Here is a 23022-nt window from a genome sequence, read left to right on the forward strand (position 1 = left end):
AGCAGTTACAGCACATTTATGTCAGAGTGTTTGTTATATTTGTATATCTATTCCAATGAAATAAGAGGGCAGGAATTATAATCAATTATTGCTATTTTAAATACTTTGCTGCCCCCATAATATACTACTATTTAGTATATGCAAATTAGGATGAGGACGAGATCAATTCTGAAAAAAGGGCTAAGCAATACCAGCATCTACCTGGTAGTTACTTAGCCCTTTTTCTTCAACTCTTAACTCTTATTACTTCGCGTTCACCAATTGCCCACGCGTTACGCCAAGTTGGTTTGTAGCCTTCAAGCTCTTCCATACCTGCGTGCCAGAGATCTCGCCACGAAGTGCGCGGCTGTATAGGCTAATTACCTCAGCCACTTGCTCTGGTGTCTCTTCAAGGAACTCCACGCGGTACGAGGATACGCCTAGATCACGGAAATTGTTCAAATACTCCGCACCGGACTGCTCAACGGCGTTATAGACAGTATTACGGCAGCCCTCATCCACACGAACCGGATGTGACATTCCAATGCGGTCTTGCAGGGAAGCACGGTGCTCTTCACAAGGACGGCCACAGTTCGTAAAGTCTGTGCCTTCACTCATGAAGGTACAGTATACACAGTGCTCTGTGTGGAACATCGGCAAATGCTGATGAATAACGATCTCCATACGAGAAGTATCACTGTGTTCAAGCAGGTCGACCATCTGTTGAATGTTCAAGTCATAGGATGGTGTAACAACGTCACAGCCTGCCTCAAGGAATAGATCCACTGCCTTATGGTTAGCGATATTCAGTGAGAAATCGCCGATTAGGCGAGGATGCACAGCATCAGGCTGCTCTTGGCGGCGGCGCAGATAATAATACAGCGCGCCGGTATTGCGTACTAACACGGCATCAGGCTGCAGACGCAGGATATTGGCGTGGTAGCCGTTCTCGCCCGGCATATGAATGCGCGGCGTGGCCAGCGCGATGCTGGCCCCTGTAGCCCGTACCGCATCTACCGCTGCCGGGAACTGCTTGATAAACTCGAAGTCGGCGTAGATGTTTCTCACGCCGGCCTCGAGCGCAGCCTGCACCTGCGGCAGGCTGCGGCACAGCGCGGTGAGCTCCGCTTCACCAGCGCGTTGCGAAGCGACGTCCCTGCGGGTAGCGTCGCCGTAGACCTCGATCGCCCGTTTCACATAAACGGGCGGTTTCGGGCGCTCGCCCGCAAGCAGCTCCACCGCTTGGCGGCGGATGCTGTTCAGCTCGCGCATAGGGACGATCACGTCGCCTTGCAGGTGCGACTCTAGCGCGTCAAGCTGGAACACGGTCCCGCCCAGGCGGCCGAATTGTTCTTCCAGCAGCGCAGTATCCATCGGACGCTTTTGCGCTGTTTCCAGCGCGAGCTCCGAGTCCACACGGACGGTAACGTTCTTCTGAACGTCCGTCCACCAAGTGGTCAGCTTCTCGCCGACGCAGCCCTGCACTCGCACCTGTACCGGGAATACCCGGTACGGCTTCTCGGTTTCAAAAGTCTGACGCAGCGCTTTGTCTAGCGCAGGGTCATTCGTCTTCCAAATGCGGTCACCGACATTTAGACGGCGAAGATCCACATCATTACGACCGGCTACGATGTCGATGATCCAGCCTTCTCCGGCTTCGCCTTCCAGCTTCACACCTTTACGACGAAGATCGTATACGCGTCCACCTTCTTCTTTTTTCGTCGGATCGCCTGCATCAAACACGATTCCGTCTCCCCGCTTAAGCGGTGCATGAATACGGCAGACTACGCCATCACGAAGAATTTGTTCAACTGTTCCGAGATATACACCACGGCTTTTCGGGAAAGTGCCATCTACGAGCTTTTTATTGTTAGTTCCATCTAAGAAACCATGCGTAAATCCACGGGAGAAGCTTTGTTGTAGCTCGCGGACTTCTTCCTTCGATGGTTTGGACAGATCGCCATCAAAATACCGATCAATTGCCTGACGGTACTTACTAACTACATTCGCAACGTATTCCGGGCTCTTGAGGCGCCCTTCGATTTTGAAAGAAGTTACGCCCGCCTCGATCAGCTCAGGCATAAGATCAATGGCAGCCAAATCCTTAGGGGAGAGCAAGTAAGTCACATCACCCATTGGTTTAACTTCTCCATCCACCATCAGATCATAAGGCAGGCGGCAAGCTTGAGCACATTCTCCGCGGTTGGCGGAACGTCCGCCCCACATTTCCGAAGTCAGACATTGACCCGAATAAGAGACACATAAAGCTCCGTGCACGAATACTTCCATCGGCAGACGGGCTTGTTCCCCAATCGTCTTAATTTGCTTCAGATTGTTCTCACGACCCAGTACCACACGTTCCAAACTGAAAGGCTTAGTGAACTCGACCGCCTCCGGAGAAGTAATCGTCATTTGTGTCGATCCATGAATCGGGAAATCCGGTGAGATTTCACGGATCATTTTGACCAAACCTAAATCCTGTACAATCACCGCGTCCACGCCAGCATCTACACAAGCATCAATCAGTTCTTTTGCATCGGACAATTCATTTTCAAAAACCAGTATATTAAAGGTCAGGAAGCCCTTCACACCATAGCTATGCAAAAACGCCATAATTTCCGTCAGCTCGTCCATGCGAAAGTTGTTCGCTCTCGCCCGTGCATTAAACTTCTCTACGCCAAAAAAGATAGCATCCGCTCCGTTCGCTACCGCCGCACGCATGCAGTCCCAGTCACCTGCAGGTGCCAATAGCTCCACGTCTTCTCTGCGTATTTGTTGCTCTTTCATTTATATCCTCCCAAACCGCCATGTGGCGGGTCATTTCTAGTTGATTAACTTGATAATTGTATCAAATATCACATCTCAGCGCCATGTGTTTACCAACATTTATATAAAGAAAGAACGCCCCACGCCAATTTGGCAACAAGGACGTTCTCGTCTGTTTGAATTACACTCTACTATTAGTTACTCATGAACTCCTCACAACTCTAAACTAATCACTCCCTGTAAACCGAAACGATTGCAGCGTTTTATCCAGCAGAGCTTGCTGTTCTGCAGTAGCATTGGCATCATACAGCATAACAGTAATCGTGTAGACCACCTCATTTTTGCCAAAAACAACTTGCTTGCTGCGGAGAGGAACACCATTCTTGATTTGATGCACAGTAATGATCGTGGCAGGAACACCTGCAAAGGTAGACTCCACTATACTTTCAATGCGAGGACCTTTAGGATCATTATTTTTATTCTGATAAGAATCTTTGAGCATATTCACCGCATAATCGACTGAGCCCTCAGGTTTCGAGTTGATCTGGAAACGTCCTCCGATGAACCGATACTCTACCAGCTGTGTCTCGAATACATCTTGATTGGGTGTCCATAAACGTGGTATGTCGATGGCATAGCCGTATCTTTTGGATACTTTGGTTATCGATTTATTCTTGATTGTCTTATAGTCATCGCTAGCGAGTCGCCCGAAGTTCTCCTTCAACAGATCATAATCAATATCAATAGAGGATATAATGGCTTTAAATTTGGTCTTATCGTCTTCTTGCCCAGGAGGTGTCACATATTCAAAATAGTAACGGTACCCATTCTTGAGCACCAGTGCCTGATATTCTGTCGTCCACCCGTTGCCGAAATTCAACTGTGTCTCACTTATTTGTGCAGGTACACCGGAAATCTCAGACTTCATGCTATCCTTAAAAACATGAGCATCCGCTACAAAATTCTCTTGCGTTTTTGTCTTCAGCTCTTCAGCCCAGCTTTCTAGTGTAGAACCAGCAGGTGCCGATGTAATGGCCACACTCAAATGACTTCCCTCTTTACTTTCATAATAGAAATACTGGTCATCCTTAGTCCAATCGGCAGGAACCTGTAGTGAGATGCCATAGTCCTCATTATAGGCTTCACTCAAGCCATTCTTTACGGTAGAGAGATCACGGATTTTGTTATCCTTAGTGTCAAAAGAGGGTCGAAAAGAGCTCAGTAACCCCGCATATTTGGCTAAATCTTTATAATTAGTGGCTTTTTCATCCGTCAAATAAATCTCGTAAAGCCTACCTTCAGCATAGATCAGCCTGTTTTCCCAGAGTGCTCCGTTAGAATCTTTACTGACCAATCGTGCATAGGGTACAGAGGCTTTCGGGAACGACTCCCGGTCTAATATCAGCTCACCGCCTAACTCGACTTCCCGGACTAGTTGCTCCAGAAGCCCATCTGCATCCACCGAAACCGCTTGATCAATTGCATGGATCTCCAAATAATAAAGATTGTCGGCACTTGAAAAGGTAGCCACACTCTCATCTCCACCGCTATTTCCAGCAATCAGTCCAGACGGATAATTTAGTGTCCATTGAAAATAGCTGTTCCCCATTTGCGTCTTACCCACATCGCTATCAATACCAGTATCCACTGGTACATCTCCTTCATTCTGTGCAGGAACCAGGGTAATGATTAGCTCACTGCCGTTCCCTCGGGAGAGGGTTGCACCTAGTACACTCGCCACAAACCGCAGCGGCACCATCAGCACACCTGAAACCATCCGAGGCGCGGAGCTGAGTTTAACTTTAGTCTCATCCTTCCAGGCGCTAGTACTACCAATTGTCATTAACCCTGTATGAGAGCCGTACGTTACTTTCACTACATCATTTCCTTCTAAGGAAACCTTGCTGCCAAATGTCTTTTTAAAAACTCCAAGTGGAACCATAACCGTTCCGTTCTCTATAAAAGGTCGCTCAATAGCCACCTTCTTCCCATTTACCGTAGCTGAGGTACTGCCAACTTTAAGACTGAGCTGCAGCTTGTCTGCTTCTGAAGCCAATGCTGTTTGTATGGGTAATAAAGAAAATAGCAATAATAAGGCCAGCATCGCACACATTCCTTGTTTTAAAACTTTATGGCTCATTTACCGTTCCCCTCTCGGTTTCCTGATCACTCTTCCGTATGCTCGTTCCCATCTGTTCCCGAATCCTCTTCACTTAACAGGGGATCACCCTGAGTAAGCAGAAGCTTGCGGATGACGATATCCCCATCACTTTGCATAACCAGTCGTACCGTCGTACCCGGAGAATAGCTTTTGAGCAATTCATTAATATCAACTAGTGAGACCACACGGTGGCCGTCAATGCTGTACAAAACATCATCTTCGGCAACACCCGCCTTGAGTGCCTCAGAAGAAACCACCTTGGTTACGCTCAGTGGATCAAGCGTTGGCAATCCTACAATCGTAGACCAACTCGGCTCTAACTCCAGCCCAAGGCTCGGGTGTTTTACTTCACCGTACTTAAAAAGCTGGTTCATAATATACTGCACGGTATTCGCCGGGATAGAGAAGCCCATATTCTCTACACCCACCGCTGAGTATTTCAGACTGTTTATTCCCAGCACCTCACCCTTCATATTCACTAGCGGCCCCCCGCTATTTCCGGGATTAATCGCTGTATCACTTTGGATCAGGCGGTAAGCCGCAGCTACTTCACGGTTAAGGCCACTAATAACCCCTACAGTCGCTGAATTCCTTAGAGAAAAGTTAATCGGTGTTCCGATGGCGATCACCTTCTCACCAACAGCTGTTTTTCCGGTTGATGAAATAAACTTTGCAGGTTTAAGGGCGGTTGCATTGATTTTGATCAACGCCAGATCACTAACTTCATCAAGATACGTTTCTTTAATGCTGTAGGTTTTGGAGTCCGACGTCACTACCAAGGCATTTTGCAGATCTTTGATGACATGTGCATTGGTTACGATCCATCCGTTCGATTTCACAATAATGCCTGAGCCATGCGTCAGATTGTACCGATCATCCGGTCCGCTATTCCCGCCACTATCGTCTTTGCCGATAATGCCCACTACGGAGGGGGTGATACTTTTAATAATCCCTGGGACAGGGTCTTCAGCTGCTGTAGAATTTTTGATTTTGTTTTTCTGGGTTGTCGTCGCCGCGCTAACCGTCTTAGTCGTACTACCAAACGCATAAACCGACTCACTCCATACTCCGGACAGCAACACACCACATAGCAGCAGGCCCAATCCTTTCTTCACCAGCTTCTCCCCAATCCTCATCAACCTTCACCAGACCCTCTCTCTGCACATGGATAAATTTTACATTATATAATTTGAAAAAAGACACCTTCAATGCGCCCACGGCGTTAAAGGAGTCTTTTGGTGCAAAGCTGTTCAATTTAGTTCTTTCGTTAACTTAACCAATGCATCACCATGGCATAGTCAGAGATTATAAAAACCAACAAACTAACCGCTCCGAAACCAATGGCGAACTTGTTCTTCTGTGGAGCTCTCAGTAACCGAATAACTCCGACCAAAATTAGGATGGTGAATAAAATCATAAAAACATCAAAGGTATGAAATTTAGACGGTCCTTGCGCGGCAACTTCTGCAAGTAGCATTACCTTACCTCCTCAAAAATGTTGTCAAGCAAGATCCAGTATTCCCCATATCCTCTTCTATGTTATCGCTACCATTTGGGCGATGCAATAGGTTTTGTAGAAAAATTATGTATTTGTCGCAAAAAATTTATTTTATACCTGCAAAATTGAATGAATTGATGATATTGTTCATTGACGTTTGGTGATATTCATTGAAAATAAAGTGTCGGTTATGGATTAGAGCCTCCTCAAGTTAACCGAGTATCGGTTTGGTTTGACTTGAGTTTTTAGGGATGCTTTCCCCAATCTAGTAACTGAAGCTTTTGATAAAGCTAAATGTATATTACATTTAGTTATTTATTTTTCAAGGAACCAACCATCGAGCCTACTGTTATTCTATTACCCATTAAGTACACTTACAGCAACAGCATGCTCCTCATTCAATCTTACGACGGACATGCCCTACATATGCCTATCCCGTCTATTATTTGGTGTTCTTTTTATAGAAGTCATATAACGTTTACTAGAAACTCACATCAGATCGGATAATCGCTCTAATTTACCGGTGAATACCAGCAATTGTACCGATTAATTGTTTTCCCAAAATAATAATTTCGAACAACAAACAATAAGGCCACGGCGAAATGCCGTGACCTTTATTCTTTGGTAGTTATACAATCCAGCTATTTATAGCTTAGATGGTTTCAGCCGTCTCAAGCATAAGCGCTTCGGTACGCTCCGTATCACGGATCAGAACTGGCTTCAGATACTTACCTGTGTAAGACTCCGTAACAGTAATGATCTTCTCTGGTGTTCCTGTTGCCAGTACGGTTCCGCCGCCACTGCCGCCTTCTGGTCCCATATCGATGATATAATCGGCAGTCTTAATAACGTCCAGATTATGCTCAATGACAAGAACCGATTCTCCGGAATCCACCAAGCGGTGCAATACTTCCAGTAGACGACCAATGTCATCCACATGCAGACCTGTTGTAGGCTCATCCAAAATATATAGTGTCTTACCGGTACTACGACGGTATAGCTCAGAAGCCAACTTCACGCGCTGCGCTTCACCACCGGATAATGTTGTGCCTGGCTGACCAATCTTAATATAGCCAAGACCCACATCCATCAGCGTTTGCATTTTACGATGAATACGCGGGATATTCACGAAGAACTCTGTAGCATCCTCTACAGTCATCTCCAGCACGTCGGAAATGTTTTTTCCTTTATATTTCACTTCTAGTGTTTCCCGGTTATAACGTTTACCTTTACATACCTCGCAAGGAACGTATACGTCAGGCAAGAAGTGCATCTCAATCTTGATAATTCCGTCCCCACGGCAGGCTTCGCAGCGTCCGCCTTTTACGTTAAAGCTGAACCGTCCCTTTTGGAACCCACGTACCTTAGCTTCATTTGTCTTGGAGAAGAGATCACGAATGTCGTCAAATACACCAGTATAGGTTGCTGGGTTAGAGCGTGGTGTACGCCCAATTGGCGATTGATCAATTTCAATAACCTTATCGAGATTTTCCAAGCCGCGAATTTCTTTGTGCTGACCCGGACGAACCTTCACAGCCTTATTCAACTGCCGTGCCAAGCTCTTGTACAGAATTTCGTTAATAAGTGAAGATTTACCGGAGCCCGACACACCGGTCACCGCCGTAAACACACCCAATGGAATCTTCACATTCACATTTTTCAGGTTATTCTCTTTAGCGCCACGGATTTCTATCCAACGATCATCGGTAGCACGACGCTTAGCGGTTACCGGAATAAACTTACGACCGCTCAAATATTCACCGGTTAAAGAATTCGGATCTTTCATAATCTCTTCCGGCGTTCCTTGCGCCATAACTTGTCCACCATGAATACCCGCACCCGGACCAATATCAATAATATAATCGGCTGCCATCATTGTGTCTTCGTCATGCTCTACAACAATCAACGTATTCCCTAAGTCACGCATATGCGCAAGCGTGGAGATCAGGCGATCATTATCCCGTTGATGCAGACCAATACTTGGCTCATCCAGAATGTAGAGTACCCCCATCAAGCTCGAACCGATTTGAGTAGCCAAACGGATACGCTGCGCTTCCCCACCAGACAGTGAGCCTGCTGCACGGCTAAGTGTCAAATAATCCAGTCCCACATTCACCAGGAACCCAAGTCGACTGCAAATCTCTTTAAGAATGAGATTCGCAATAGCTGTCTCTTTTTCACTTAACTTTATTTCTTCAAACCAATGCTGACAGTCACCAATCGAGAGATCGGTAATATCCGAAATATTGCGTTCGTTGATCGTCACCGCCAAAATTTCTTTCTTCAGACGTTTGCCTTTACATACATGACAAGGCTTAGCACTCATAAATCCTTCGATAAATTCACGAATACCATCAGATGCGGTCTCCCGGTAACGCCGCTCCAGGTTGGGAATAATCCCTTCAAAAGCAACCATCGCATCTTTCTTTTGTCCGAAATCATTCTCATATTTGAAGCGAACCTTCTCACTACCTGTACCATGCAGTAGTTTATTCATATGATCAGGTGTTAAACTGCTCACTGGAACGTTCTGTGGAATATTAAAGTGCTCACACACGGACTTCAGAAATTGCGGATAGTAATTAGAGGTACTTCCAGTCCAAGCTAAAAAAGCACCCTCTTCAATGGATTTCTCAGCATCAGGAATAAGCAGGTCTGGATCGACCACCATTTTCATACCAAGTCCGTCGCACTCTGTACAGGCTCCAAACGGACTGTTGAATGAGAACATACGTGGTGCCAACTCTTCAATACTAAAACCACAAATCGGACAAGCAAAGTTAGAGCTGAACAGCAGCTCTTCCTGACCGATGATATCCACAAGGATTTTACCGCCCGAAAGCTTAAGCGCTGTCTCCAATGAATCCGTCAGCCGTGTCTCCATATCATCTTTAACGACAATCCGGTCCACAACAACTTCTATGGTGTGTTTTTTATTCTTCTCAAGTTCAATATCCTCAGACAGATCTCTTAGCTCACCGTCCACACGCACACGTACGAACCCTTGCTTAGAAATGTCTGTGAAAAGTCCTTTGTGTTCCCCTTTACGCCCTGAAATGATAGGCGCCAGGATCTGCAAACGAGTCTTCTCTGGATACTGCATAATCCGGTCTACCATCTGTTCTACAGTCTGGGAGGTAATCTCAATTCCATGCTCTGGACAATGTGGGTGACCGATCCGTGCAAAAAGCAACCGCAGATAGTCATAGATTTCTGTTACCGTACCTACCGTGGAACGCGGGTTGCGGCTTGTTGTCTTCTGATCAATAGATATCGCCGGGGACAATCCGTCTATGGAATCTACATCCGGTTTCTCCATTTGACCCAAGAACTGACGTGCATAAGCAGACAAAGATTCAACATAACGCCGCTGACCTTCAGCATAAATCGTATCAAATGCGAGCGACGATTTACCTGAGCCGCTTAGTCCCGTCAGCACGACGAAACGGTCACGTGGAATCGTCACATCGATGTTTTTGAGATTGTGCGCCCTCGCGCCTTTAATTACAATATTTTCGTTCGCCAACGGAACCTCTCCTTAATGAATCAAATATCAAAACTTTAACGATTTCAGAGCTTTATTAAAAGCGTTTTCGATCCCTCCCAAACCCTCCCTTCCAAGGGAGGGCCCCAAGGGTTGCACCCTCTGGACACCCGCATTTTTTGGCGAAGGAGGTTGGTGGGACGGAACTTAGTGACTACGGCGTTCGGATCGCTTATCCCTACGGGACCGCTTGGACGTTAGGCGCACACTAGCTAAGAGCGGAAATTGTGAGATTACCGCAACTGCTATAGCGTTGTGGAGCGCTGTCCCTATGGGATGCGCGTAAGTGCCAAAAGCATTGTGGAACGCTGTCCCTACGGGATACGCGTAAGTGCCAAAAGCATTATAGAGCACTGTCCCTACGGGATGCGCGTCCATCTATTTATTCAAAAAGAACGGCCTGGGACAGCACCGTTCAATTACATATTTAAAATATCGGTGATGCGTTTATAGTTTGTTACTCGGCCCGAAGCTCCAACAATGCGTCACGCAGCTCTGCCGCACGTTCGAATTGCAGGTTCTTTGCTGCGTCCTTCATCTCGGCTTCCAGACGCTGCATCAGGCTTTGTTTCTCCTTCTTATTCATCTTGCCACCAACACCCGTGAGGTAATCGGCTTTGGACTCGGCAACCTTCGTTGCCTCGATGATGTCACGCACCTTTTTATTAATGGTGGTTGGGGTAATGCCGTGTTTCTCATTATGGGCGATCTGGTGGGCGCGACGACGCGACGTTTCGCTCATCGCCTTCTCCATCGAATCAGTGATCCGATCACCGTACATGATTACACGACCCTCGGAGTTACGGGCCGCACGACCAATCGTCTGAATCAGCGAACGTTCGGAACGAAGGAAGCCTTCTTTATCCGCATCGAGAATAGCGACCAGCGATACTTCCGGTAAGTCGAGACCTTCTCTTAATAGGTTAATCCCCACCAGAACATGGAAAGTTCCGAGACGAAGATCCCGTAAGATCGCCATCCGTTCCAGCGTTTTGATGTCAGAGTGCATATAACGAACCTTAATCCCGATTTCCTTAAAGTAATCCGTCAGGTCCTCCGACATCTTCTTCGTCAACGTTGTGACGAGTACACGTTCATCTCGTTCAACCCGATCACGAATTTCGCTAATCAGATCATCGATTTGTCCTTCTGTAGGACGAACCTCAATGATAGGATCAAGCAGCCCTGTAGGCCGAATAATCTGCTGCACCATCGTATCACAATGTTCCATTTCATAAGGTCCAGGTGTCGCTGATACATATACGATCTGGTCCACCTTTTCTTCGAATTCCTCGAATTGAAGCGGGCGGTTATCGAGTGCAGACGGCAAGCGGAAACCATGCTCTACCAGCACCGTTTTACGCGCCCGGTCACCGTTATACATCGCCCGAATCTGCGGAAGTGTTACATGGGATTCATCAATAACGATTAGCATATCATCTGGAAAATAATCCATTAATGTATACGGGGTTGCTCCTGGCTCACGAAAGGTAAGGGGTCCGGAATAATTCTCAATCCCTGAACAGAAGCCTACTTCCTTCATCATTTCAATATCATAACGTGTCCGTTGTTCCAACCGTTGAGCTTCCAGAAGCTTACCCGCGTCACGAAGCACAGTCAGGCGATCTTCCAGTTCCTTTTCGATGTTAACGATTGCCACACGCATCGTCTCTTCCTTAGTAACAAAGTGAGACGCCGGAAAAATAGCGATATGATCGCGTTCCCCGATCAGTTCACCCGTAAGTACATCAATCTGAGTGATTCGTTCAATCTCATCGCCGAACAGTTCAACCCGAATAGCATGTTCTCCCTGGGAAGCCGGGAAGATCTCAACCACATCACCACGTACACGAAACGTTCCACGTACAAAATTGATATCATTACGCTGGTACTGAATATCCACTAGCCTGCTCAAAATCTCATTTCGGGGCTTCTCCATCCCTACACGCAATGACAATAGCAAGCTTCCATATTCCTTCGGTGAACCGAGGCCGTAAATGCAAGACACACTTGCTACAATAATAACGTCACGCCTTTCGAATAAGGAGCTCGTCGCGGAGTGGCGCAGTTTATCAATCTCTTCGTTAATACTGGAGTCTTTCTCGATATAAGTATCTGAGGAGGGAATATACGCCTCTGGCTGGAAATAGTCGTAGTAGCTGACGAAATAGTCTACCGAGTTATGCGGGAAGAACTCCTTAAACTCACTCGCTAGTTGAGCCGCCAAGGTCTTGTTGTGCGCAATAACAAGGGTCGGTCGATTTAACTTCGAAATAACTTGTGCGATGGTAAATGTCTTGCCTGTACCCGTCGCTCCCAGCAGCGTCTGGTGCTTCTTACCCTGCCGGATGCCTTGTAGCAGCTCCTCAATGGCACGAGGCTGATCGCCCTGGGGTGTATACTCGGACTCCAATTCAAAAGTCTTTGTACTGACGACAATATCACTCATTTGCCCGTCTCCCCTCTATCGTCTAAACTAGATTAATATATTATAATTGTTGTCTGAATGTTCTCTCTCCATACGATAGCAAGCTAAAACGCCTTTGGCGTCTCTAAAAGACGTTGAGCGTTTGTGCGAGAATTATAAGGATTAATTAAGTATAACGTGAAACTTATACCTTCTTATAATTAAAAAATATGGAAGATAAGAATATGTGTTCCCGTTCATTATACAGTGTTGACTAGATCGTTGCAAACCATAATACATAGAAATGTTAGGAGCTTGAAGCATGGATATTACCTCAATAATCGGCCTATTGGCTGGACTGGCTGCGTTAATCGGCGGCTATCTGTGGGAAGGCGGAAGCCTCTCAGGACTGCTGCAGCTTAATGCAGCTTTGATTGTGTTCGGGGGTACATTTGCCGCCGTTATGATCAGCTTCCCGGCATCTAAGCTGCGCTTAATTCCAACAGCACTACACATGGCTTTCGGCAGCAACCCTGATCGTGATGTAGAAAAAGCAGAAGAACTCATTTCAATGGCAACCTTGGCCCGTCGGGGCGGCGTTCTAATGTTAGAAAAACAAGCTGAAGAACATTCGGATCCTTTTACACGTGAAGGTCTACTTCTTATTGTCGACGGCACTGACCCTGAGCAGGTAAGACAGATTCTTGAATTAGAAATGGACGCTAAAGAATTGAAGCATGAGAGCTATGCTAAGATCTTTGAAGCCGCAGGTGGATATGCACCAACGATGGGAATTATCGGGACGGTGATGGGTCTCATTCGTGTGCTCGGCAACCTTACAGATCCGTCAAATCTGGGCACATCTATCGCAGTTGCATTTACCGCAACACTGTACGGTGTCGCCATCGCTAATTTAATCTTTTTACCCATCGCTTCCAAAATCAAATCCCGCAGTCAAAGCCAGCTACATAGTATGGAAATGCTGCTCGTCGGCATTCTTTCGTTGCAGAACGGGGATCATCCCTTGCTGGTACGTAAAAAACTGAACTCATTTATCTCGGACTCGGACACGAATGACCGTGCAGAAACTAGAGGTCTTCTATGAGACAAAGAGACCGGCGAAAGCGGCGTGCAGAGACTCGGGAAAGCCGCGACCGCTGGATGATTACTTATGCTGATCTAATTACACTTTTACTTATATTTTTTGTTATATTGTATGCGATGAGCAGCCTGGATACTGACAAATATAATATTGTGACAGGCTCATTATCCGAGACCTTCAAGTCTGGAAACACTGTCCTTGAGGGTGGGAACGGCATTTTAGATGCTGAGAAGACAGCTGAGAGCAAACCGGAAAGTACAGTTAATAACTCAAATCCAGCAGTGGAACCAAGTCCTAATACAGACGATAAAACCGGTAATGAAGCACCTTCGGCACGTGAGCTGGCTTTTCGAGAACAAGAGGCAAAACTTGCTGAATTAATGGGTGTAATCACCAACTATGTGGAGGAAAATAATCTCGGAGAACAAATTTTTATTGCCGATAAGCCGCAGGGGATTGAAATCACACTCAGTGATCGTTTTCTATTCGATATAGGTAAGGCAGACCTGAAGTCTCCAGCCTTCCCTGCACTTCAGCAGTTATCTGGCTTATTCAGCGATATCGGTGCAAAGATCAGCATTGAAGGACATACCGATAATACGCCAGTATCTTCGGCCTCTCACTATAACGACAACTGGGAGCTGTCTGGTGCTCGTGCGCTGTCTGTACTGCGCTTTTTCTTAGATCATGAAGGGTTGAACCCCGACAATTTTCAATATGCAGGTTATGCTGATACCCAGCCCACCGCGGAAAACACATCAGCAGCAGGTAAGCAAAAGAACCGCCGTGTAGAGATCATTGTGCTGCGGCAGCTTCAAGAGGGTGTATAAAAAAAATGTTTTACTCAGAGCTAGGTACATTAGCTAGGCCTGTGCGGGAGCGAATCTGCTTATCAACATACCAAAGTGGGCTCGCCACTATTAATTACGGAAATACTTCCTGATTATCTGCCTTTTCTCTTGTTCAGGCGCAGAATTAGGGAATTCCTCCCTGTTTATTACCCTATTTAGTCAGAAATAGCGCTTTTCACTGAATTTTTAGGGAGGAATTCCCTAAAACCCTTTGTGTCACGCTATATTCGTCTAAAATAAGGGAGGTTTTCCCTAATACCACAATCAGTAGATTCGCTTTTAAATAAAATCCCATAATTCCGAACAGTCCCAGGATTTAACGCAAAAATCACCACCACTATCTATATAAAAACACCAAACAGCAAGTCCCCAAAAACAGAAACTTGCTGCTATAAATATCACATGCGATGAAATTAATATACATCGAAAAATCCCAATTACTCTCCTACCAATGCACGATATCCGGCTGTATCCAGCAGACCTTCTACAGCTTCAGCATACTCTCCGTCCACTTCAATTTCAAAAATCCAACCCTCACCATAAGGCTTATCGTTGATCAGCTCCGGACTGGCTTCTAATCCGTCATTAATCTTGGTAACCTTCCCAGAGACGGGTGAATACAGTTCCGATACGGTCTTAACGGATTCGATACTGCCTACGCTGTCACCAGCTGAAATGGCCGAGCCTACTTCTGGAAATTCCACAAATACGATATCGCCTAACAAATGCTGAGCATGATCCGTAATCCCAACACGTACTATGCGTCCTTCCACTTGCTGTGCCCACTCATGCTCTTCGCTGTAAAGAAGGTTATCTAAAACTTCACTCATTTCAAGCCGCCTCATTTCCAAATTGGAATTATAAATTTAGTTATAGCCTAAGTGATCCCAGAGCATAATGTCAATATTACTAACAGTAAAATAAATTTGTCGTTTTTTTGACTTTTTCTTGTTGACAGCGCCCTCCTATACCCGTTTAATGGAGACATACAAGAAGAAACGACGTTGTCGTCTTTTTATAGACGATAACCGTTTCTCGAAGAAATATAAGGATAATGTATAATGTGAAACATATACTTTCTTATATTTTAAATAAATACAGTTGCGGATGATGGCATAGGGAGAGACTGTCTCACTTGAAGACGGCGCCGAAGGAGTAAGCCCTAATAGGGGTGAATCTCTCAGGCAAAAGGACCTTTGTCGGACGTACCTCTGGAGAGCATCAGACGCGAGGCTGAGTGCGTCAGGTCACCAACGGGGAAACTTGCAGGTTAGTTACGCAGGGTAACTCTCAGGTACAAAGGACAGAGCAGAAAGCGATTAGTGCATTTATGCATGGTTGCTTCTGCCTGTCCTTTTTTGTATGTAATTAGACTAGGGGAGTGATGACATGGATGCTTTGAAAAGAACGCCTTTTTATGATCTCTATTCCGCTTATCCGGAGTCCAGATGCATTGATTTTGGCGGCTGGGAGCTGCCAGTACAGTTTACAGGTATCGTGAAGGAGCATGAAGCCGTTCGCCAGCAAGCTGGACTGTTCGATGTATCGCATATGGGTGAATTCATGGTGATCGGGAGCGGTGCTGAAGCCTTTTTACAAAAAATGACGACCAACGATGTCAGCCGCCTCACCGATGGTGCGGCACAATATACGCTGCTCTGTTATCCAAACGGCGGTGTCGTTGACGATTTACTCGTGTATCGACTAAGCGAAGGCCGTTATATGCTCGTCGTTAATGCCTCCAACATCGATAAGGACTTCCAGTGGCTGCAAGAGCATCTGACCTTTGAATTCGGTGAAGTCACACTCACTAATGTCTCTGACGAGACGCTTTTGCTCGCCTTGCAAGGTCCGCTGGCAGAGACCATACTCGCGGAAGTTACTGATGCTCCGATCTCGGCGCTCAAGCCTTTCCACTTCATCGAACGCGCAGCCGTCTGCGGTGTAGAAGTACTGATCTCCCGTACAGGTTATACCGGTGAAGATGGCTTCGAGATCTACGCTCCGCTGAATGGGGCAACAACGTTATGGAACGGCCTACTCGCAGCTGGCACTCCTCACGGATTAACACCTGCTGGACTGGGCGCACGGGATACGCTCCGTTTCGAGGCAAAATTGCCACTGTACGGTCAGGAGCTGTCGGCTGACATCACACCTCTTGAAGCAGGGGTTCAGTTTTTCGTAAAGCTGGACAAAGCAGATTTCATCGGACGCGATGCATTGATACAGCAAAAAGAAGCCGGTCTTCCCCACCGTCTTGTCGGTCTAGAAATGATTGATCGAGGCATTCCGCGTTCCCATTACCTGGTCTATGCGGACGGCATCAAAATCGGAGAGGTCACAACAGGAACCCAATCTCCAACGCTGAAACGCAACCTGGGGTTAGCTTTGCTTGATACAGCTTACAGTGAAATAGGCACAGAGGTTTTCGTAGAGATACGTGGCAAACAGCTTAAAGCTGTCGTGATTAAGGCCCCTTTTTACAAGTATAAACGCCTTTAGCGTCCATATAAGGACGGTGAGCTTTTAAGCGAGAAATAGAAGGATAAAGTATAGCGTGAACATTGTACTTTCTTATATTTTAAAAAAAGCCAAGGAGTGAAACCTTAATGAAGCACCGTTATCTGCCCATGACAGCACAGGACCGCGTAGAGATGATGGAAGCCGTCGGGATTCAGTCCATAGATGAGCTGTTCTCCGATATTCCTGAAGCAGTCCGATATCAAGGAACTATGCCCATGTCTGAACCACTCGACGAATACGCCTTGCTGCGCCACATGAAAGGTTTGGCTGACCGAAATGCCGACTTTGATTCTCACGCCAGCTTCCTCGGCGCCGGATTATACGATCATCACATCCCTGTAGTCATCAACCATGTCATTTCCCGTTCTGAATTCTACACTGCCTATACCCCTTATCAACCAGAGATCAGCCAAGGCGAACTGCAAGCGATCTTCGAATTCCAGTCTTACATTTGCGAACTAACAGGTATGAAAGTAGCTAATGCCAGCATGTATGATGGCGCAACCGCATTATCAGAAGCAGCAGTCCTCGCAGCAGGTGCTACCAAACGTAAAAAATTAATTGTCTCCCGCACCGTTCACCCTGAAGCGCGCCAAGTGTTACGCACATCGGCTAATGCTTGGGGTCTTGAGGTAGTGGAGATTGACTATAAAGACGGTGTTACCGATCAGGCTAAGCTTGCTGAGGCCATTGATGGTGATACTGCCGCAGTACTGATGCAATCGCCTAATTTCTTTGGCAACATCGAAGATCTTAGCTCCGTTGAGCCGCTGATCCATGCTGTTAAAGGATTGTTCGTCGTCAGTGCAAATCCGATCGCTCTTGGCGTACTAGAAACACCGGGTAAGCTTGGAGCCGATATTGTAGTCGGTGATGCTCAGCCACTCGGTATTCCAGCTTCTCTCGGCGGTCCAACTTGTGGATTCTTCGCCGTAGCAGAGCACTTAATGCGCCGCATGCCAGGTCGTATCGTTGGTCAAACTGTTGACCGTAACGGAAAACGCGGCTTCGTTCTAACACTCCAAGCTCGTGAGCAGCATATCCGTCGTGAAAAAGCGACATCGAATATTTGCTCCAATCAGGCGCTGCTCGCACTCTGCGCATCCGTATACTTGTCCGTTATGGGCAAAGAAGGCATGCGTGAAGTGGGCGAGCTAAATATTCGTAAAAGCCATTACGCTGCTAATAAACTTAGCGAACTAACAGGTGCTGAGCTTGCCTTCTCCTCCCCATTCTTTAACGAATTTGTCGTCAAGCTTCCTAAAGGTAGCAGCGTGACCGCTATTAATTCGAAGCTACTGAAGGAGGGTTATCTCGGCGGTTATGATCTAGGCCGTGATTATCCTGAACTTGCTGGACATATGCTGGTAGCCGTTACGGAAAAAAGAAGCAAAAACGAAATCGACCAATTCGCTAGCGCACTGGAGGGCTGTTTATGAAACCGGAACAAAGTCTAATCTTTGAATTAAGTCGTCCCGGCCGCTCGGCCTATTCTTTGCCACAATGCGATGTGCCGCAGGAAGAAACCTTGGAATCCCTGATTCCATCAGGGTTGCTCCGTAGCGAACCCGTCGTGCTTCCAGAAGTTTCGGAAGTGGATGTCATTCGCCACTATACTTCCTTGTCACGCCGCAACTTTGGTGTAGATAACGGCTTCTATCCACTCGGTTCATGTACGATGAAATACAATCCGAAGATTAACGAAGATGTTGCCCGCATCGTAGGTCTAGCTAAGATCCACCCTTACCAACCGGAAGAAAGTATTCAAGGCGCACTAGAATTAATGTATACCTTGCAAAATGACTTATCCGCACTAACAGGTATGGACGCTGTATCCTTGCAGCCTGCCGCAGGTGCGCATGGTGAATGGACCGGTCTCATGATGATCCGCGCCTACCATGAAAGCCGCGGCGAGACCCGCACGAAGGTTATCGTGCCGGATTCCTCGCACGGCACCAATCCTGCTAGTGCTTCAGCAGCAGGACTTGAAACGATCACGATCCCTTCCACAGATAAAGGGATGGTCGATCTTGATGCGCTAAGATCGGCCGTCGGTAGCGATACAGCCGCGCTGATGCTGACTAACCCAAGCACACTCGGCTTGTTCGAGACCCAAATCGTCGAGATTGCTGAGATCGTGCATGAAGCAGGCGGCTTACTCTATTACGATGGAGCCAACTCCAATGCCATTATGGGCATTACCCGCCCAGGCGACATGGGCTTTGACGTTGTGCATTTGAACTTGCATAAGACAATGAGCACCCCGCACGGCGGCGGTGGCCCTGGAGCCGGACCTGTCGGCGTAAAATCCATCCTGATTCCGTTTCTACCACAACCAACTGTGGTGAAAAACGAAGATAACAGCTTCTCACTCGACTTCGGCGGACCTGAATCCATTGGACGTGTGAAAGCTTTTTACGGCAACTTTGGTATTCTGGTTCGTGCCTACGCCTATATCCGTACCTACGGTCCGGACGGACTTCGCGAGGTATCAGAAAATGCTGTGCTGAATGCTAACTATATGATGCATCGTCTAGCACCATATTTCGAAATTCCGTATCCGGGCGTATGTAAGCATGAATTCGTAATGTCAGGCAAAAACCTTAAGCAATATGGCGTGCGCACCTTGGACGTTGCTAAACGATTACTCGACTTCGGCTACCATCCGCCAACCGTGTACTTCCCTCTGACTGTTGAGGAATGCATGATGATCGAACCGACGGAAACTGAAAGTAAAGAAACACTCGACGGCTTCATCGATACGATGATTCAGATCGTGAAAGAAGCGCAAGAGACACCTGAGGTCGTAATCAACGCACCACATACCACAGAGATCAGCCGATTAGATGAGACACAAGCCGCGCGTAAGCCGGTATTGAATTGTTCTTGCGGTTAATAGATAATGAGAAATATTAAAAAAAGCAGGCCACGATATCGGTTATCGTCGGCCTGCTTTTCGCACTGTCCAATTACACGAAAAGTTCTCATCCTCTAAATCATCAGGCCCTCCCTAGCATCATTAAGATGACTGGGGAGGGCCTGTTTCAGTTGTTTATCACTATAACTTCTCGATATTATGCACCGTGCGTTGGAGTTTCTATTTTCACTGCGCCTTTACGCTCCTTAGCTGATTTACGGAAGTAGAACAACTCGTAAATCGCAGGTACTACAACCAGCGTAAGCAGTGTTGCAGCAGTTAATCCCCCGATGACCACAATCGCCAAGCTTTGCGAGACGATGCTGCCCATCTCTGCATGGCCGAACAGCAGTGGAGTCATTGCGCAAATGGTAGCAATCGCCGTCATCAGAATCGGGCGCATCCGTGTTCCGGCCGCTTCCAGAATGGCTTCGCGAATACTCATATGCCCTTCGTTGTGCTTAATGCGGTCGATAAGCACAATTGCATTCGTGACGACGATACCGATTAGCATCAGCGCTCCGAAAAGGGCAGTGAAGTCAGGCGTTACACCGGATACGATCAGTCCAACAATCGCCCCAATCGCAGCCAGAGGCAAGGAGAACATGATTGCCAGCGGAGCACGAAGGGTTTTGAAGGTGAGGACCATGATCAGATACACCAACCCGATGGAGATTAGCGCCGTCATACCAAGGTCAGCGAAATCCTCTGACTGATCAACCGAGGCTCCGCCTGCAAATAGAGTCACACCCTTTGGAAGGGTAAGGCTATCGGTTTCCTTTTTAATACTCGCTCCGATTTCAGACACTTTCTTCGGATCCACTTCCGCTGTAATTCTCGCATATGGCTTCCCATCTTTATGGAACAACAGTGCTGGTTCATTCCGAACCTCATAGGTTGCGAGTTGGGACAACGGCTTTGGACCTTCAGCAGTCATGAGCGTCATTGCCTTTAAATCTTGCTCCGACTTCGGCTCAGCCATAGGATCTAACACTACTCCAGCAGGAGTACCGTCCAGTTCGATTTGCCCCATAGGGATCGGATTCAGCATAGCCGACAATTGCATAGTAATTTCTTGTGCATTCGTCAGTGTCGGATCTACCTTAAACGAAAAGACAGGTTTGGTATCCTCCATATTACTACTGACCTTCTGAATACCCTCCACAGTCTTCAACTTATTCGTAACTTCTGCCGCAACAGCAGTAATATCTGTAAGATTATCACCGACGATATCAATATACTCGCTGGTAGAGCTTGAACCCATCATACTCATTTGATTGGCAACCAGTGTTGCCCCTGCATAGGAATCCTTCACATCACGGACATGATCGATGAACGCCTCAGCATCCGCACCTTTTTTCATAACAACGGTATAATCGACCAAGGTCTCCGAGCTGACAGAGCCCCACTGGGCCGCATCCGCACTGTTCCCTGATTGCATGATCACCGTTTCTGCTTCTGGCTGTTTCATCAAATCTTGCTCTAACTGCTTTCCTTTCTCCAAAATCTCTTTAACAGGAACATCCTTCGGATAATTCAACTGAACAGAGACATAACTGGCATCTGAAGCATCAAGCGCGCCTTTTGGCATAGTCACATAAGCAGCGATGGAGCCAACCAGAAGGAGAAGACCTAGCGATAAAGTAATCCATTTGCGGCGCAGATTCCAATCGAGGAATCGAGTGAACCATTTAGACGGCTCGTGTTCTTCCATTGAAGTTCTTCTCAGCAGCCATGAGCTTAACAGCGGGACCACCGTCAAAGCTACAACGAGTGAAGTAAGCAATGAATATGTGACCGTTAATGCAAACGGAAGTAGGAACGCCTGTAAACTACCACGCAGAAGACCCATCGGCAGAAATACCGCTACCGTTGCAATCGTAGATGAAGTAATTGCTCTAGCCACTTCCCCAGTTGCGCTTATAATCATTTCACGGGAGAAGGGTTCTTTTTGCAGCCTGCGGTAAATGTTCTCGATCACTACGATACTATCATCAACCAAGCGACCGACCGCAACGGCCACGCCACCGAGCGTAATAATATTCAGACTTATGCCGGATATATCGAGCAGATATAAGGTAACTGCTAGTGAAAGCGGGATAGAAACCGCCGTAATCAGGGTTGCCCGCAAGTTACGTAAGAACAACAGAATCACGATCGTAGCAAACAACGCGCCGAGCAATACTTCACGCATCATACTGTTCACCGAGGTAACCACCATATCTGATGTGCTGAATACGACCGCTGCTTCTGCATTTGGAATGGTTTTGTTAATATGTGCTACGGTATCCTGAATATGATCTCCGACACTTACTGCATTCGCATTAGCTTCTTTGGTTACTATTGCGAAAAGAACATCTTTCCCATTCGAGCGGCTAACGCTTTCTTGATCTTCCTTCAATTCGACAGCAGCAATATCCTGTAGCTTAACACCCGCGGAAACAGGGAGCTTCTTCAGCGTATCAATACTATCTATCGTAGAAACCACATTAACGTTACCTGTCTGACCACCAATCGTCTGCTCTCCAAGAGATGCTGATACATTACGTCCTTGAAGTAACCCTAATACTTGAGGTGTTGTAATTCCCTTCTCAGCCATTAATTTTGGATCTAGCTTCACTCGCACTTGCGGAGTTACTTTCCCATATAAGGCGACGTTGGCTACACCTTCTGCTTGTTGCATCTCTGGAATGATCGTTTCTTCTGCAAGCTTAAGGTTTTCTTTAGTCAGACCTTCCTCAAACGAAAGAGTAACCTGCGACACAGGAATCATAGAAGTATTCAGTTGAAGTACAAAAGGAGCCATCACCCCTTCAGGGAACTGCAACGAATCCACAACCTTTTGCACCTCTCCAGCTGCATCCTTCATATTTGTTTTTGAGTCATAAAAAATATTCACCTGTGCGTATCCGTCTCCAGAAGTGGACAGTATTTCTTTCTTCCCCTTTACAAAAGCAGCGCCAGCCTCAATCGGCTTCGTAACTTTCGTCTCCATCGCACGGGCATCCTGACCCGGACCAAGCACCGTTACAGTCACTTGAGGATTATCTGCCTCTGGCATAAATTCCATTGGTAGTGAAGTGTAGCTCATCCCTCCCACTACAAGAGCCATTACAACTAAAAGCCCCACTGCAGCCTTGTTACCGAACGACCATTTGGTTAACCACTTCATTTTCGTTTCCCCTTCCACCCCATATATTTCTGGTACTCCTCTTATGACTGCCCCATTATGTATGTATTATTTTCCATCCCGAGATTTAGTTTAGACATTTTT

The 23022-nt window shown here is 46.8% G+C and carries 13 protein-coding genes and 1 riboswitch; of the genes, 5 read left to right on the forward strand and 8 right to left on the reverse strand.

The annotated features are described in order from the left end of the window. Positions 1-243 precede the first annotated feature (243 nt). The 6 genes from UQ64_RS23805 to uvrB all read right to left on the reverse strand — a co-directional run bounded on the left by UQ64_RS23805 (position 244) and on the right by uvrB (position 12397). Positions 244-2766 (reverse strand): U32 family peptidase, encoded by a 2523-nt coding sequence (locus UQ64_RS23805; RefSeq protein WP_060625878.1) that lies wholly within the window; start codon positions 2764-2766, stop codon positions 244-246. 205 nt (positions 2767-2971) lie between these two features. After that, positions 2972-4885 (reverse strand): stalk domain-containing protein, encoded by a 1914-nt coding sequence (locus tag UQ64_RS23810; RefSeq protein WP_060625879.1) that lies wholly within the window; start codon positions 4883-4885, stop codon positions 2972-2974. A 26-nt stretch (positions 4886-4911) separates the two neighbouring features. Next, positions 4912-6042 (reverse strand): S1C family serine protease, encoded by a 1131-nt coding sequence (locus UQ64_RS23815; protein ID WP_082651292.1) that lies wholly within the window; start codon positions 6040-6042, stop codon positions 4912-4914. 131 nt (positions 6043-6173) lie between these two features. After that, entirely contained in the window at positions 6174-6383 is a 210-nt protein-coding gene (locus UQ64_RS23820; protein ID WP_042131279.1) for a DUF2759 family protein, read from the reverse strand. A gap of 673 nt (positions 6384-7056) precedes the next feature. Next, positions 7057-9930, reverse strand: coding sequence for an excinuclease ABC subunit UvrA (uvrA, locus tag UQ64_RS23825; protein ID WP_060625880.1), 2874 nt, complete (start codon positions 9928-9930; stop codon positions 7057-7059). Between the two features lie 475 nt (positions 9931-10405). After that, entirely contained in the window at positions 10406-12397 is a 1992-nt protein-coding gene (gene uvrB, locus UQ64_RS23830) for an excinuclease ABC subunit UvrB (protein WP_060625881.1), read from the reverse strand. 280 nt (positions 12398-12677) lie between these two features. On the opposite strand from uvrB, the gene UQ64_RS23835 reads away from it, so the two are divergent. Continuing rightward, a complete protein-coding gene (locus UQ64_RS23835) occupies positions 12678-13460 on the forward strand; it encodes a flagellar motor protein (RefSeq protein ID WP_060625882.1) in 783 nt (260 codons plus the stop codon). After that, positions 13457-14287 (forward strand): flagellar motor protein MotB, encoded by an 831-nt coding sequence (locus tag UQ64_RS23840; RefSeq protein WP_060625883.1) that lies wholly within the window; start codon positions 13457-13459, stop codon positions 14285-14287. The genes UQ64_RS23835 and UQ64_RS23840 overlap by 4 nt, the downstream gene beginning before the upstream one ends. 458 nt (positions 14288-14745) lie before the next feature. Here UQ64_RS23840 and gcvH read toward each other — a convergent pair whose 3' ends face one another. Continuing rightward, the gene (gcvH, locus tag UQ64_RS23845; protein ID WP_060625884.1) at positions 14746-15138 is read right to left on the reverse strand and encodes a glycine cleavage system protein GcvH; all 393 of its coding nucleotides are present in this window, start codon (positions 15136-15138) and stop codon (positions 14746-14748) included. Between the two features lie 277 nt (positions 15139-15415). Next, positions 15416-15514, forward strand: a riboswitch (glycine riboswitch). Positions 15515-15697: 183 nt separating this feature from the next. Here gcvH and gcvT point away from each other — a divergent pair. From gcvT to gcvPB, 3 genes are all read left to right on the forward strand, one after another. Then, the gene (gene gcvT, locus UQ64_RS23850; protein WP_060625885.1) at positions 15698-16810 is read left to right on the forward strand and encodes a glycine cleavage system aminomethyltransferase GcvT; all 1113 of its coding nucleotides are present in this window, start codon (positions 15698-15700) and stop codon (positions 16808-16810) included. A gap of 107 nt (positions 16811-16917) precedes the next feature. Continuing rightward, a complete protein-coding gene (gcvPA, locus tag UQ64_RS23855) occupies positions 16918-18270 on the forward strand; it encodes an aminomethyl-transferring glycine dehydrogenase subunit GcvPA (RefSeq protein WP_060625886.1) in 1353 nt (450 codons plus the stop codon). Further along, positions 18267-19727, forward strand: a complete 1461-nt coding sequence (gcvPB, locus tag UQ64_RS23860; RefSeq protein WP_060625887.1) for an aminomethyl-transferring glycine dehydrogenase subunit GcvPB — start codon at positions 18267-18269, stop codon at positions 19725-19727. Before gcvPA ends, gcvPB begins: the two co-directional genes overlap by 4 nt. A gap of 178 nt (positions 19728-19905) precedes the next feature. On the opposite strand, the gene UQ64_RS23865 is transcribed toward gcvPB, so the two are convergent. Continuing rightward, positions 19906-22920: an efflux RND transporter permease subunit gene (locus UQ64_RS23865; RefSeq protein ID WP_060625888.1), complete on the reverse strand. Its 3015-nt coding sequence runs from the start codon at positions 22918-22920 to the stop codon at positions 19906-19908. Positions 22921-23022 lie beyond the last annotated feature (102 nt).

The organism is Paenibacillus etheri (assembly GCF_001012825.1).
Taxonomy (GTDB): domain Bacteria; phylum Bacillota; class Bacilli; order Paenibacillales; family Paenibacillaceae; genus Paenibacillus_AQ; species Paenibacillus_AQ etheri.